Origin of the sequence: Amnibacterium sp., assembly GCF_025463795.1 — a bacterium.
Classification (GTDB): domain Bacteria; phylum Actinomycetota; class Actinomycetes; order Actinomycetales; family Microbacteriaceae; genus Amnibacterium.
In genome coordinates, this window is the sequence record NZ_JAODBE010000203.1 from 1 (window position 1) to 13,934 (window position 13,934).

The following is a 13,934-nucleotide window of genomic DNA, read 5'->3' on the forward strand; positions in this document are numbered from 1 at the left end:
GTTGCCGCGGAGGCTGGCGGTGAGGGCAGGGGTGTGGACGTCGAGGTTGTCCGAGTCGGCGACGACGATCACATCCGCGGCCAGCGCCTCGCGGTGCTCGGCGAGGAACGCCGCGAACGAGCGGGAGCCGGCCTCCTCCTCCCCCTCGACGAAGAGCGCGATCCCGGCCTCGAGGCGGTCGCCGAGCGCCGCCGCGGCCGCGGTCACCGCGGCGAGATGGGTGACCACGCCGGCCTTGTCGTCCGAGGCGCCGCGGCCGTGGAGCCGCTCACCCACCAGGGTGGGCTCGAACGGCGGGCTGTCCCAGCCCTCCTCCGGCCCGGTCGGCTGCACGTCGTGGTGGGCGTAGAGCAGCACGGTCGGCCGTCCCGGCGCCGCTCGCCGGACCGCCAGCACCGCCGGGTTGCCGAGCACCCCGTCGGCCGCTGCGGCACGGTGCACCCCGACACGCTCGAAGAGGCCGGTCGCCCGGACGAGATCGGCCACCGCCTCGGCGCTGCGCTGCACCTCCTCCGGAGGGAATCCGGGGAACGCGACCGACGGGATCCGCACGAGGGAGCCGAGGGCCGCGATCGCCGCGGGGAAGCCGGTGCCGACGGCGTCGCGCACCGCCGGATCGTCGGGAGCCATGCGGGTAGGCTATTGGCGATCGTTTCGAGGAGGCACCGTGGCCAAGAAGGCACCCGCCGAGCCCGTCGTACCCGTGCCGCAGGGGTCCGGCAAGGGCCGCGCGACGCCGTCGCGCCGGGAGGCGGAGCAGGCCCGGCGCCGGCCGCTCGTGCCCACGGACCGCAAGCAGGCGCAGCGCACCTCCCGGACGGCGGCCGCCGCGGAGCGGGAGCGGGTCCGGGTGGGCATGGCCCGGGGCGAGGAGCGCTACCTCCCCGCCCGCGACAAGGGCCCGCAGCGCCGGTTCGTGCGTGACGCGGTCGACGCCAGGTGGACGATCGGCGAGTTCCTGATCCCGATCTTCATCGTCTTCTTCATCGGCACCTTCGTGACGCCGGTGGGGATCCAGGTCTACCTCGAGTTCGTGCTGTACGGCGTGCTCGCCCTGACGATCCTCGACGCCCTGCTCGTCGCCTGGAGCGTCCGCCGCAAGCTCGCGGCCCGGCTCGGCGGCAAGGACAAGGTCGACCGGGGCCTCAACCTCTACACGGTGATGCGTGCGGCTCAGTTCCGCAGCCTCCGCACCCCGAAGCCGCAGGTGAAGCGCGGCGACAGGATCGAGTACCGGGGCTAGCCGCGGGGCGACCCGGCGAGGTCGTTCGCCCAGCCGGGCCCTCGGTACAGGAACCCGGTGTAGCCCTGCACGAGGTCGGCGCCGAGCTCGAGGCGTTCGCGGACGTCGTCCGCGGTCGTGACGCCCCCGACGCTGATGAGGCACCGCCCCGGCGGAAGCGCAGCCCGGAGGACCCGCAGCACCTCGAGGGACCTCGTCTTCAGCGGCTCGCCGGAGAGGCCGCCCTCCCCCATCGCCCGGACCTCGCCGGAGGGCGTCGAAAGCCCCCGCCGGCCGATCGTGGTGTTGGTGGCGACGACGCCCGCGAGGTCGAGTCGGACGACCAGATCGGCGATCCGGCGGATCGCATCGTCCTCGAGATCCGGCGCGATCTTCACGAGCAGGGGCGTGCCCTGCGCCTCGGACCGGACGGCCGTCAGCAGCGGCTCGAGGCGGTCCAGCTCCTGGAGTCCCCGCAGCCCAGGGGTGTTCGGCGAGCTGACGTTCACGACCAGGTAGTCGGCGTGCGGTGCGAGCAGGCGCGCGCTCACGCGGTAGTCGTCGATCGCGTCGTCGACCGACACCGCCCTGCTCTTGCCGATGTTCACCCCGACGATCGGCAGCCCGCCCTGACGGCGCAGCCGGGCGAGCCGCGCCGCGACCGCCTCCGCGCCCTCGTTGTTGAAGCCCATCCGGTTGACGAGGGCCGCATCGGCCGGGAGCCGGAACAGGCGCGGGCGCGGGTTGCCGGGCTGGGGCAGCGCCGTGACGGTGCCGATCTCCACGTGGCCGAACCCGAGCGCGCCCAGCCCGCGCACGCCGACGGCGTTCTTGTCGAAGCCGGCGGCGAGCCCGAACGGCGTGGGGAACACGAGGCCGAGTGCACGCACCCGCGTGCCGCGGGCGACGGTGCGCCGACGGACGAGGCGCGCGACCGCGGGCGAGGCGCCGAGGGCCCGGATGACGAGCATCGCGACGTGATGCGCGGTCTCCGCATCGAGGCGCACGAGCACCGTGGAGAAGAGCGGCCGGTAGAGCCGCTCGAGCAGGTTCACGTCGCTCAGGCGCCGGGCGCCGGCGAGGAGTTCTCCATCCGCAGCAGCGTGATGGCCGCCTCGAAGTCCTCCAGTGAGGAGAACCCCTGGTAGACGCTCGCGAAGCGCAGGTACGCGACCTCGTCCAGCTCCCGGAGCGGCGGCAGCACCGCCAGGCCGATGTCGTTCGCGTCGATCTGGCTGGCGCCCGTGGCGCGGATGGTCTCCTCGACCCGCTGCGCGAGCTGCGCGAGGTCGCCCTCGGTGACGGGGCGGCCCTGGCACGCCTTCTTCACGCCGGCGACCACCTTGTCCCGGCTGAACGGCTCCAGCACCCCGTTCCGCTTGATCACGCTGAGGCTCGCCGTCTCGGTGGTCGAGAAGCGGCGGTGGCAGTTCGGGCACTGGCGGCGCCGGCGGATGGCGAGACCGTCGTCGCTCACGCGGGAGTCGACGACCCTGGTGTCCGGGTTGCGGCAGAAGGGGCAGAACATGTCCCTCGAATGCTACCCGTGCTGAGGAGCTGTGTCAGCGCCGAATTGCACCGTTGTAATTCGCAGCCAAGGGTGAGCGGATCAGGGGAACCGTGCGTCGACCGCGTCGCCGTGGGCGGGCAGCGCCTCGGCGTCGGCGAGCACCCGGACGTGCGGCCGCGACTCGCGGAGCGCGTCGAGGTCGTACTCGACGACCTGCTGCGACCGGAGGAACGGCCGGACGGAGAGGCCGGAGGAGAAGCGCGCCGTGCCTCCGGTCGGCAGGACGTGGTTGGAGCCGGCCAGGTAGTCCCCGAGGCTGACCGGCGTCGCGGCGCCGATGAAGACCGCCCCGGCCTCCGTCAGTCGCGGCACGAGGGCGGCGGGGTCGGCGGTCTGCACCTCGAGGTGCTCGGGGGCGTAGCCGTTGCTCACCGCGACGGCCGCATCCAGGTCGTCCACGAGCACGACGGCCGACTGCGCGCCGGTGAGGGCGGCCTCGACCCTGGCGGCGTGCGTCGTCGTGGCCGCGCGCCGGCGGACGGCCGTGTCGACGGCGGCCGCCAGCTCGGCGGAGTCGGTGACGAGCACCGCCGCCGCCAGCTCGTCGTGCTCGGCCTGGCTGACCAGGTCGGCGGCCACGAGGTCCGGGTCGGCAGCGGCATCGGCGACGACGAGGATCTCGGTCGGCCCGGCCTCGGAGTCGATCCCGATGCGGCCGGCGAGGGCACGCTTGGCGGCGGCGACGAAGACGTTGCCGGGGCCGGTGACCACGTCGACCGGGGCCAGCCCGATCTGGGGCACACCGAAGGCGAAGGCGGCGATCGCCCCGGCGCCGCCCATGGCGACGACCTCGTCGACGCCGAGCAGGCCTGCGGCGCCGAGGATCACGGGGTGCACGTGGCCGCCGAACGCGCGCTGTCCCGGCGAGGCGACGACGATCCCGCGCACCCCGGCCACCTGGGCGGGCACGACGTTCATCACCACGCTCGACGGGTAGACCGCCTTGCCTCCGGGGACGTAGAGGCCGACGCGCTGGACCGGTTGCCACCGCTGGCGCACGACCGCTCCGGTGCCGAGGCGCGTCTCGGCCGGCTGAGGCAGCTGGGTGCGGCTCGCGGCGCGGACGCGCTCGATCGCGACCTCGAGCGCGGTGCGGACGGCCGACGGCAACGCGTCGACAGCCGCACGGATCTCGCTCACGGGCACGCGGAGCGCCGGCGGGCGGCCGCCGTCGAAGCGGTCCGCCTGCTCGAGCAGGGCTTCGGCGCCACGCAGGCGGACGTCCTCGATCAGCGGCGCGACGGCGGCCTGGGCCGTGCCGGCATCCGTCCCGCCGCGCGGCAGCAGTCCCGCCAGCGTTCCGGGATCGAGGGTGCGACCGCGGAGGTCGATTGTCCTGAGCACGTCGGCCGAGCCTACCGACGGCGACCGAGAGGTGCAGCCGATGCCGGGTCGGGAGGCGGGGCGCACGCGCGCGCCCCGCCGGACCGCCCACGACCTACAAGCAGGCGGGCCCGAGCAGGCTCTTCAACTCCCCGTAGAGGTCGGCGGTGACCTCGACGGGGAACGGGATCTCGAAGACGCGGGCCGTGCCGCCGCGGGTGAGCCGCAGGCGCACCTCGGTGTCGCCGGAGTGCCGGATGAGCACGTCGTTCAGCGCCTTCACGACCTCGGTGGTGGCGCGGTGGTCGGGCAGGGTGATCGTGAGCGGGCCACCGCCGCCGCTCGTGCCGATGTCGGGGGCGAACACGCTGTTGGCGTGGATGTTGATCCCGTCGTCGCGCGCCGAGACCCGGCCCCGCACGACGACGACGCTGTCGGCGACGAGGGCGGGCGCGAACTCCTGGTACGCCTTGCCGAGGAACATCACGCTGACCGAGCCGCCGAAGTCCTCGATCTGCACGATGCCGTACTGGTTGCCCGAGTTGCGGGCGACGCGGTGCTGCACCTCGGTGACGAGTCCCGCCAGGGTGACCTGCTCGCCGTCCGGCGGCGTCTCCAGTGAGAGCAGCTCGGCGATCGACACGGACGCGTGCTTCGCGAGGTGGGTCTCCAGGCCGGCGAGGGGATGGTCGGACACGTAGAGGCCGAGCATCTCGCGCTCGAACGCGAGCTTCTCCTTCTTCGACCACTCCGGACGGTCGGGCACCCGGTCGGGCTCCTCGTCGAACTCGAAGAGTCCCCCGAAGAGGTCGATCTGGCCGTTGGCCTCGTTGCGCTTCATGGAGACGGCGGCGTCGACCGAGTCCTCGTGGATCTCCAGCAGGGCGCGGCGGGTCGCGCCCTGCGAGTCGAAGGCGCCGGCCTTGATCAGCGACTCGACCGTGCGCTTGTTCGCGACGCCGAGCGGCACCTTGCGGAGGAAGTCGTGGAAGGAGGTGAAGCGCCCCTCCTTCTCGCGGGCGGCCCGGATCTGGTCGACGACGGCGAAGCCCACGTTGCGCACGGCGCCCATGCCGAAGCGGATGTCCTCGCCGACGGCGGCGAAGTAGCCGATCGACTCGTTGACGTCGGGCGGCAGCACCCGGATCTTCATCCGGCGGCACTCGTTCAGGTACACGGCGAGCTTGTCGCGCGCGTCGCCCACGGAGGTGAGCAGCGCCGCCATGTACTCGGCCGGGTAGTGGGCCTTCAGGTACGCGGTCCAGTAGGAGAGCACGCCGTAGGCGGCCGAATGCGCCTTGTTGAAGGCGTAGTCGGAGAACGGCAGCAGGATGTCCCACAGCGTCTGCACGGCGTCGTCCGAGTAGCCGCGCTCGTTCATGCCGGCCTTGAAGCCTGCGAACTGCTTGTCCAGCTCGGACTTCTTCTTCTTGCCCATCGCACGCCGGAGCAGGTCGGCCTGGCCGAGCGAGTACCCGGCGAGGGTCAGCGCGATGGCCATGACCTGCTCCTGGTACACGATCAGGCCGTAGGTCGTGCCGAGCACCTCCTTGAGGGGCTCGGCGAGCTCCGGGTGGACCGGCACGATCTCCTGGAGCCCGTTCTTGCGCAGCGCGTAGTTCGTGTGGGAGCCGGCCCCCATCGGCCCCGGCCGGTAGAGCGCGCCGACCGCGGAGATGTCCTCGAAGTTGTCGGGCTTCATCAGTCGCAGCAGGGCGCGCATCGGCCCGCCGTCGAACTGGAAGACGCCGAGCGTGTCGCCCGCGGCGAGCAGCTTGTAGGTGGCCTCGTCCTCGAGCGCCAGCTCCTCGAGCACGGGGCGGTGGCCCCGGTTCGTCTGGATGTTGTCGAGGGCGTCGTCGATGATCGTGAGGTTGCGCAGCCCCAGGAAGTCCATCTTGATCAGGCCGAGCGCCTCGCACGCGGGGTAGTCGAACTGCGTGACGATCTGGCCGTCCTGCTCCCGCTTCATGATCGGGATGATGTCGACGAGCGGATCGCTCGACATGATGACGCCGGCGGCGTGCACGCCCCACTGCCGCTTCAGGCCCTCGAGGCCGAGCGCCGTCTCGAAGACGGTCTTCGCGTCGGGGTCGCTCTCGACGACCGCGCGGATGTCGCCGGCCTCCTTGTAGCGCTTGTCGGCCGGGTCGAAGATGCCGGACAGCGAGATGTCCTTGCCCATGATCGCGGGCGGCATCGCCTTGGTGAGCTTCTCCCCCATCCCGAACGGGAAGCCGAGCACGCGCGAGGAGTCCTTCAGCGCCTGCTTCGCCTTGATCGTGCCGTAGGTGACGATCTGGGAGACGCGGTCGTCGCCGTACTTCTCGGTGACGTAGCGGATGACCTCGCCGCGGCGGCGCTCGTCGAAGTCCACGTCGAAGTCGGGCATGGAGACGCGGTCGGGGTTCAGGAACCGCTCGAAGATCAGCCCGTGCCGCAGCGGATCGAGGTCGGTGATCTTCATCGCGTACGCCGCCATGGAGCCGGCGCCGGAGCCACGGCCCGGGCCCACGCGGATGCCGTGGTCCTTGGACCAGTTGATGAAGTCGGCGACGACGAGGAAGTAGCCGGGGAACCCCATCTGCACGATGACCTGCTTCTCGTACTCCGCGCGCTCCCGAACGGCGTCGGGGATCCCGTCGGGGTACCGCAGCTCGAGCCCCGTGTCGACCTCCTTGATGAACCAGGAGTCCTCGGTCTCCCCCTCGGGCACCGGGAACCGGGGCATGTAGTTCGCGGAGGTGTCGAAGTCGATCTCGCACCGCTCGGCGATGAGCAGCGTGTTGTCGCACGCCTCGGGCGTCTCGCGGAAGATCTGCCGCATCTCGGCGGCGGACTTCAGGTAGTACTCGTCCCCGTCGAACTTGAAGCGGTTCGGGTCGTCGAGCGTGGAACCGGACTGCACGCAGAGCAGCGCGGCGTGGCTCGTCGCATCCGACGCGTGCGTGTAGTGCAGGTCGTTGGTCGCGACGACGGGCAGCGCCAGCTCCTTCGCGATGCGCCGCAGGTCGTCCTGAACCCGCCGCTCCACGGCGATGCCGTGGTCCATCAGCTCGACGAAGTAGTTGTCGCGGCCGAAGATGTCGCGGAACTCGGCCGCGGCGGCCAGCGCCTCGTCCCACTGGCCGAGCCGGAGGCGGGTCTGCACCTCGCCGCCGGGGCAGCCGGTGGTGGCGATGAGGCCCTCGTGGTACTCGTGCAGCAGCTCGCGGTCCATGCGCGGCTTGAAGTAGTAGCCCTCGATCGAGGCGCGGGAGGACAGCCGGAACAGGTTGTGGAGGCCGGTCGTGTTCTCCGCGAGGATCGTCATGTGCGTGTAGGCACCGGAGCCCGACACGTCGTCCTCGCCGCCGCCGCCCCAGCGCACCCGGGTCTTGTCGGCGCGATGGGTGCCGGGCGTGACGTACGCCTCGGTGCCGATGATCGCCTTGACGCCGTGCGCCTGCGACTGCTTCCAGAAGTCGAACGCGCCGAACGTGTTGCCGTGGTCGGTGATCGCGATCGCCGGCATGCCCTGCTTCGAGGCCTCGGCGAGCATGTCGCCGAGACGTGCGGCGCCGTCGAGCATCGAGTACTCGGAGTGCACGTGGAGGTGGACGAAGCTGTCGGATGCGCTCATCGGAGCCCTGAGGCTAACGGGCACCACCGACGGTGGCAGAGTCCCCTGATCGCGTCGCGGGTCCGTCTGTTCGGCGCCGGCGCGGTCATCCGGCGAGGCGCTCGAGCGCGATCGCGAGGTCGTCAGGCAGGGGGCTCTCGAACTCGACCCACCCGCCCGTCGCCGGGTGGGCGAACCCGAGGCGGACGGCGTGCAGCCATTGGCGCGTGAGGCCGAGGCGGGCGGCGAGCACGGGATCGGCCCCGTACGTCGTGTCGCCCACCAGCGGGTGCCGGAGGTGCGCGAAGTGGACCCGGATCTGGTGGGTGCGCCCGGTCTCGAGGTGCACGTCGAGCAGGGTGGCGGCACGGAACGCCTCGACGGTCTCGTAGTGCGTGACGGACGGGCGGCCGTCCGCGACGACCGCGAAGCGGTAGTCGACCCTCGGATGGCGCCCGATGGGCGCGTCGATGGTGCCCGCCGTGGGGTCCGGGTGTCCCTGCGCGAGTGCGAGGTAGCGCTTCTCGACGGTGCGCTCCTTGAAGGCGCGCTTCAGCACCGTGTAGGCGTGCTCGCTCTTCGCGACGACCATGAGTCCGCTCGTGCCCGCGTCGAGCCGGTGCACGACCCCGGCCCGCTCGGCCGCGCCCGAGGTGCTGACGCGGACGCCGGCGGCGGCGAGTCCGCCGACCACCGTGGTGCCGGTCCAGCCCGGCGAGGGGTGCGCGGCCACGCCTGCCGGCTTGTCGACGACCACGATGTCGTCGTCCTCGTACGCCACGCGCATGCCGGGCACGCGGATCGCCTCGGGCGGCGCGTCGGTGCGCTCCTCCTCCCACCGCACGGACAGGACCGCTCCGGCGGGGAGCCGATCGGCGCGCCCGGCCGGCCGGAAGTCGAGCTCGATGCCGCCGGCGTCGGCGATCGCGGCGACCCGCGTGCGGGAGATGCCGAGCAGCTTGGCGACTCCGGCGTCGACCCGCTCCCCGACGAGCCCGTCGGGGACGGGCAGCATCCGCTCGGGCACGTCAGCCCTTCGGCGCCCCGCCGTGCCGCGCGCCGTCGAGGCCGGTGCCCCGCAGGGTGAGCAGCACGAACAGCACCATGCTGGTGACGATCGCGGAGTCCGCGAGGTTGAAGATCGCGGGCAGCAGCGGGATCTGGATGAAGTCCACGACGCGGCCGACGCCGAAGCCGGGCGCCCGGAACAGGCGGTCCGTCAGGTTCCCGAGCGTGCCGCCGAGCAGCAGCCCGAAGAGTGCGGCCCACGCCAGGGACCGGATCCGTCGCGCGAACCAGATCAGGAAGACGACGACCGCAGCAGCGATGATCGAGAACACCCAGGTCGAGCCCGTCGCGAGCGAGAACGCCGCCCCGGAGTTGCGCACGTACCGGAACACGAGCAGCGAGCCGAGGATCGGCCGCGGGATGTCGGAGGGCAGCGACGCGATGACCCAGGCCTTCGCGAGCTGATCGAGGAGCAGCACGGCTGCGGCCACCGCCACGAGGACACCGAACACCGCGACCGGCGAGCGGCGCCGCGGGGCCACCTGCACAGACGAGGGCGCCGCCGTCGCCGGCAGCGCCCTGTCGTGGGTGGGGTCAGTTCCCGCCAAAGCCCTGGAAGCTCGGCGGCGCGGAGAGCCCGAGGTTGCCGTACGAGCCGGTGTTCACGATGTTGGACGAGTCGAGCTCGCGGAGCTGGCCCTCGATGTAGCTCTTCAGCTTCTGGCGGTACTCGCGCTCGAAGGTGCGGAGCTCGTCGATCCGGTGCTCGAGCAGCGCGCGCTCCTGATCGAGCGAGTTGAGCTGCTGGCGCTGCTTGGCCTCGGCGTCGGCGACGACGCGGGCGGCGGTCGCGTGACCCTCGGCGATGAGCGCGTCGCGCTTCTCGACGCCCTCGCGGACGTGCTCCTCGTGGAGCCGGCGCGCGAGCTGCAGCAGGTTGTTCGTGTTCGACGGGTCGACCGCGCCGACGTCGACCTGCGCGGTCGGGTAGCTGAGCTGCTGCTGGGGAGCCGGCGCCTGCGCCTGCTCGCCCGTCGTCGGCGCGTTGGAGCGCTGCAGCTCGGCGATGCGCGACTCGCTCGCGATGAGGCGCTGACGGAGGTCCTCGTTCTCCTGGCCGAGACGGCGGAGCTCGACGACGACCTCGTCGAGGAAGTCGTCCACCTCGTCCTGGTCGTAGCCCTCACGGAACTTCGTCGGCTGGAAGCGCTTGTTGACGACGTCTTCAGGCGTTAGGGCCATGTGTCCACCTTCATGGTCTGCGGGAGACGGGATGCGTGAGCGACAGGCTAGCGCCTACCCGGGCCGCGGAGCCGATGGTCGGGGCCACGCTGGCGTGTCGCCCGAAGTGGGGTGCACGCCCGTCAGAGCCCCTGCAGGGCGATGCTCACGTACATCAGCACGATCACCGCGAACATCACGATCGTGAAGCCGAAGTCGAGCGAGAACGCGCCGATGCGCAGCGGCGGCACGAAGCGCCGCACCGCCTTGATGGGCGGGTCGGTGAGCGTGAAGCTCGTCTCGGCGAGCACCAGCACCGCCCCCCGCGGGCGCCAGCTCTCGCTGAACGCCTGCACGAGGTCGAGGATGAACCGGGCCCACAGCGCGAAGAAGTAGACGAGCAGCGCGAAGTAGAGCACGGTGCCGATCAGGCCGAACGGGCTCATCGCTGGGTCCCGGTCACGGGATCCAGTATCCCGGAACGCCGCGCGGCGGCCGCGCGGGCGGCCGCCGGACGCGGACGGTCTAGCCGGTGAACTCGGCGTCGAGCTCGCTGTCGGCGCCGGGCTCCTCGCCGGACACGGCGATGTGCTCTGGCGACAGCAGGAACACCTTGCTGGTGACCCGCTCGATCCGCCCACGCAGCCCCGTCGAGAGGCCGGAGGCGAAGTCGACGAGCCGTCGCGCCTCCGACTCGGTCATCTGCGTGAGGTTGATGATGATCGGCGTGCCCTCGCGGAAGTGCTCCGCGATGCCCTGGGCGTCGCGGTACTGCCTCGGGTGCACGGTCAGGATCTCGTTCATCTCCGGCACCTGGCTCCTCACGGCCTGCCGCTTCGGCAGCGGCGTGACGGTCGCGCGTGGCGACACCGGTGCGAGCGAGATCGGTTCCACCGGCTCGTCGTACTCGTACTGGTCATCGGCGAGGCCGAGCCAGACCATCGACTTACGGATGGGGTTCGACATGGAATCCTCCAGGGGCTGACGCACACGCCCCCCGCGGTGCCGCCCGAGGTGCAGGTTAGCGGGTCATGGGCCGAGGTCCCGTGATTGCCGAGCCGATCCGCAGGTGTGTCGCGCCGGCGAGGATCGCCTCCCGGTAGTCGCCCGACATGCCGGCGGAGACGGCGACGGCGCCGGGCGCGACGCGGCGCACCCGCTCGCCCACGGCGGCGAGCCGCTCGAAGGCGCGTGCGGGCTCCTCACCGGGTGGGGCGACGGCCATCACACCGGCGAGACGCAGGGCGCCGGTGGCGAGGATCCGCCCGGCGAGGGCCTCGGCCCGATCGGGGGCCGCTCCCCCGCGACCCTCGGCGCCGCCGGTGAGATCGATCTCGAGGAACACGGTGCCGGTCCACCCGGCGAGGGCGTCGATCAGCGCCTCCCGGTCGACGGAGTGGATCGTGTCGACGTAGCGGGCGACCTGGCGGGCCTTGTTCGACTGCAGCTGGCCGATGAAGTGCCAGGTGGCACCGGGCAGCGCGGCGGCCTTGTCGCGGGCCTCGGGGTGGCGGCTCTCGCCGAAGTCGGTGACGCCGAGGGCGGCGAGCCGCTCGACGAGGTCGAGCGGCTGGAACTTGGTGACGACGACGGTCGTGATGGCGGCCGGGTCGCGGCCGGCGTCGCGGGCCGCGTCGCCGATGCGGCCCCGCACCTCGGCGAGCCGCTCCGCGAGCCGGTCGCCGTCCGCCGCATCCACGCCGTCGACGCTAGCGGCCCCGCCGACCCGGCTCGCGGCGCAGTTCGAGACGCTCTGCAGCGGGTCGGGCGTCCGGAACTGCGCCACGAGCCTTGGACCCCGACCTCCGCGAGCCGATCTCGGCATCGGGAGGCCGGGTGGGGCCGGCCTGGGCTCAGCGGAGGAACTCCGGGATGTCGAGGTCGTCGTCGTCCTCGTCGTCGTAGGCGGCGTCGAGGTCGCTCGTCTGGGTCAGGGTGGTGGACTCGGCGACGATCTGCCACTCGTGGGAGCCGGTGCTGTGCTGGTCGGCGGCGGCCGCGGTCGGGGTGGACCCGGTGCGGGGCGTGTCGACGAAGTTGCTGCGGCGCACGTCGGCGCGGCGGTCGCGGATGTTCTCGCCGTCGAACCCGGCGGCGATGACGGTGACGCGCACCTCGTCGCCGAGGGTGTCGTCGATGACGGCGCCGAAGATGATGTTCGCCTCGGGGTGCACGGCCTCCTGCACGAGCTTGGCCGCGTCGTTGATCTCGAGGATGCCGAGGTTGGAGCCGCCCTGGATCGACAGGAGCACGCCGTGGGCGCCGTCGATCGAGGCCTCGAGCAGCGGGGAGGCGACGGCGAGCTCGGCGGCCTTGATGGCGCGATCGGCGCCGCGGGCGGAGCCGATGCCCATGAGGGCGCTGCCCGCGCCCTGCATGACGCTCTTCACGTCGGCGAAGTCGAGGTTGATGAGGCCGGGGGTGGTGATCAGGTCGGTGATTCCCTGGACGCCGGCGAGGAGCACCTGGTCGGCGGTCTGGAACGCCTCGACGATGGAGATGCCGCGGTCGCTGATCTCGAGGAGCCGGTCGTTCGGCACGACGATGAGCGTGTCGACCTCGTTGGCGAGGGACTGGACGCCCCGCTCGGCCTGCGCGAGACGGCGCTTGCCCTCGAAGGAGAACGGCTTGGTGACGACGCCGATGGTGAGCGCGCCGATGGACTTCGCGATGCGGGCCACGACGGGCGCGCCGCCGGTGCCCGTGCCGCCGCCCTCACCGGCGGTGACGAAGACCATGTCGGCCCCGGCGAGGGCCTCCTCGATCTCCTCGGCGTGGTCCTCGGCGGCGCGGCGGCCGACCTCGGGGTCCGCGCCGGCGCCGAGGCCGCGGGTGAGCTCGCGGCCGACGTCGAGCTTGACGTCGGCGTCCGAGAGGAGCAGGGCCTGGGCATCCGTGTTGATCGCGACGAACTCCACGCCGCGGAGGCCGAGCTCGATCATCCGGTTGACGGCGTTCACGCCGCCGCCGCCGACACCGACGACCTTGATCACGGCGAGATAGTTCTGGTTCGTCGTCACGAAGGGCCTTCCGTCCGGGGCTTCAACCTCTAGTTGAGGGTGAAACTCCTGTTCAGTGCGCGAATCCGCACGCACCGACGGTAGGCGGCGATCGTGCCGGATGCGGTCTCGACGCGCCGGAGGCGCCCCGGATGCGCGGCGGTCAACCGACCGCGACGGACCCGGGCACCGACACGTCGATCCGGTGCGCCGACTTCCCGACGTGCACCAGCGCCGCCGACAGCGCCGCGGCCTTCGCCGGGCCGTCGTCCGCGCTCCCCCACAGGACGAGCCGGCCGTCCGCGAGGGTCAGCCGCACGGCGTCCGGCGTGGGCGCCGCCACCGTGCGGACCCGCGGCGCGAGCGCGGCGGGGAGGGACTCGATCACGTCGGCCGCCGCGGTGAACGCGCGGCTCCCTGCGGTCGCGGTGACGAGCGGCGTCCCGGCGATCCGGCCGGTCGAGGTGCGGAGCGTCACGCCCGCGGCGTCGACGAGGGCGTAGGCGGCCCCGGCGCGGACCTGGGCGACCGGCGTGCGCGGCACGACCTGAACGGCGAGCGTGCCGGGTGGCAGCCGGGCGAGGCTGAAGCTGCGGACGCCGGCGACCGCGGCGATGCGCGTCGTGACGTCACCGCCGTCGACCAGGGCGATCGGCACGCCGACCTCGGGTGAGAGCGCGGACCGCACCCGCCCGGCGAGGGCCGCGTCGCCGCCGGTGACCGTGATCGTGCGGACCGCGAAGGCCGGCGAGACCGCCAGCAGCACGGGCGTCGCCACCGACACCACGAGGAAGCCGCCCGCCACCGCGGCGACGATGCGCCGCCGACGGGCGTCGCGGGTGAACCGGCGCACCTCCGCGGCCTCGGCACGCCGGCGGGCACGGCTCGTGCTCCGGATCCGCGCCCGGTCCGCCCGCAGGGTGCCGCGGGACACCGTCGGCAGCGGACCGGTGGACGCAGCGACGGCCGGCGCCGCGGACGACGGCGGCG

At 72.5% G+C, this 13,934-nt stretch carries 14 protein-coding genes; 1 reads left to right on the plus strand and 13 read right to left on the minus strand.

Annotation, left to right across the window (positions count from 1 at the left end; translation table 11 throughout):
• Positions 1–630, minus strand: a 630-nt coding sequence (locus tag JWQ92_RS16670) for a M20/M25/M40 family metallo-hydrolase (protein ID WP_297345586.1), incomplete at its 3' end; no start/stop codon positions are given.
• 37 nt (positions 631–667) lie between these two features.
• On the opposite strand from JWQ92_RS16670, the gene JWQ92_RS16675 reads away from it, so the two are divergent.
• On the plus strand, positions 668–1,243 hold the full coding sequence (locus JWQ92_RS16675) for a DUF3043 domain-containing protein (RefSeq protein WP_297345587.1): 576 nt from the start codon (positions 668–670) through the stop codon (positions 1,241–1,243).
• Here JWQ92_RS16675 and JWQ92_RS16680 read toward each other — a convergent pair.
• From JWQ92_RS16680 to JWQ92_RS16735, 12 genes are all read right to left on the minus strand, one after another.
• Entirely contained in the window at positions 1,240–2,271 is a 1,032-nt protein-coding gene (locus JWQ92_RS16680; protein ID WP_297345614.1) for a quinone-dependent dihydroorotate dehydrogenase, read from the minus strand. The genes JWQ92_RS16675 and JWQ92_RS16680 overlap by 4 nt on opposite strands.
• An 11-nt stretch (positions 2,272–2,282) precedes the next feature.
• The gene (nrdR, locus tag JWQ92_RS16685) at positions 2,283–2,750 is read right to left on the minus strand and encodes a transcriptional regulator NrdR (RefSeq protein WP_297345588.1); all 468 of its coding nucleotides are present in this window, start codon (positions 2,748–2,750) and stop codon (positions 2,283–2,285) included.
• An 81-nt stretch (positions 2,751–2,831) separates the two neighbouring features.
• Positions 2,832–4,136 (minus strand): histidinol dehydrogenase, encoded by a 1,305-nt coding sequence (gene hisD, locus JWQ92_RS16690; protein ID WP_297345589.1) that lies wholly within the window; start codon positions 4,134–4,136, stop codon positions 2,832–2,834.
• 94 nt (positions 4,137–4,230) lie between these two features.
• Positions 4,231–7,737 carry a DNA polymerase III subunit alpha gene (dnaE, locus tag JWQ92_RS16695; RefSeq protein ID WP_297345590.1) on the minus strand — a complete coding sequence of 1,169 codons (3,507 nt, stop codon included), beginning with the start codon at positions 7,735–7,737 and terminating at the stop codon, positions 4,231–4,233.
• Positions 7,738–7,822: 85 nt separating this feature from the next.
• Positions 7,823–8,743 carry an RluA family pseudouridine synthase gene (locus JWQ92_RS16700; RefSeq protein ID WP_297345591.1) on the minus strand — a complete coding sequence of 307 codons (921 nt, stop codon included), beginning with the start codon at positions 8,741–8,743 and terminating at the stop codon, positions 7,823–7,825.
• Position 8,744: 1 nt separating this feature from the next.
• On the minus strand, positions 8,745–9,266 hold the full coding sequence (gene lspA, locus JWQ92_RS16705; protein ID WP_297345592.1) for a signal peptidase II: 522 nt from the start codon (positions 9,264–9,266) through the stop codon (positions 8,745–8,747).
• Positions 9,267–9,318: 52 nt separating this feature from the next.
• On the minus strand, positions 9,319–9,966 hold the full coding sequence (locus JWQ92_RS16710) for a DivIVA domain-containing protein (protein WP_297345593.1): 648 nt from the start codon (positions 9,964–9,966) through the stop codon (positions 9,319–9,321).
• Positions 9,967–10,088: 122 nt separating this feature from the next.
• Positions 10,089–10,391 carry a YggT family protein gene (locus tag JWQ92_RS16715; protein ID WP_297345594.1) on the minus strand — a complete coding sequence of 101 codons (303 nt, stop codon included), beginning with the start codon at positions 10,389–10,391 and terminating at the stop codon, positions 10,089–10,091.
• 79 nt (positions 10,392–10,470) lie between these two features.
• Positions 10,471–10,911 (minus strand): cell division protein SepF, encoded by a 441-nt coding sequence (locus JWQ92_RS16720; RefSeq protein ID WP_297345595.1) that lies wholly within the window; start codon positions 10,909–10,911, stop codon positions 10,471–10,473.
• 55 nt (positions 10,912–10,966) lie between these two features.
• Positions 10,967–11,731, minus strand: a complete 765-nt coding sequence (locus JWQ92_RS16725) for a YggS family pyridoxal phosphate enzyme (protein WP_367276757.1) — start codon at positions 11,729–11,731, stop codon at positions 10,967–10,969.
• Between the two features lie 67 nt (positions 11,732–11,798).
• Positions 11,799–12,965: a cell division protein FtsZ gene (gene ftsZ, locus JWQ92_RS16730; protein ID WP_297345596.1), complete on the minus strand. Its 1,167-nt coding sequence runs from the start codon at positions 12,963–12,965 to the stop codon at positions 11,799–11,801.
• A 142-nt stretch (positions 12,966–13,107) separates the two neighbouring features.
• Positions 13,108–13,878 (minus strand): cell division protein FtsQ/DivIB, encoded by a 771-nt coding sequence (locus tag JWQ92_RS16735; RefSeq protein ID WP_297345597.1) that lies wholly within the window; start codon positions 13,876–13,878, stop codon positions 13,108–13,110.
• Positions 13,879–13,934: the final 56 nt, after the last annotated feature.

Coding starts and splice junctions, on each gene's coding strand:
- nrdR (WP_297345588.1), bottom strand. CDS start 2,750: ATGTTCTGCCCCTTCTGCCGCAACCCGGACACCAGGGTCGTCGACTCC.
- dnaE (WP_297345590.1), bottom strand. CDS start 7,737: ATGAGCGCATCCGACAGCTTCGTCCACCTCCACGTGCACTCCGAGTAC.
- JWQ92_RS16710 (WP_297345593.1), bottom strand. CDS start 9,966: ATGGCCCTAACGCCTGAAGACGTCGTCAACAAGCGCTTCCAGCCGACG.
- JWQ92_RS16715 (WP_297345594.1), bottom strand. CDS start 10,391: ATGAGCCCGTTCGGCCTGATCGGCACCGTGCTCTACTTCGCGCTGCTC.
- JWQ92_RS16720 (WP_297345595.1), bottom strand. CDS start 10,911: ATGTCGAACCCCATCCGTAAGTCGATGGTCTGGCTCGGCCTCGCCGAT.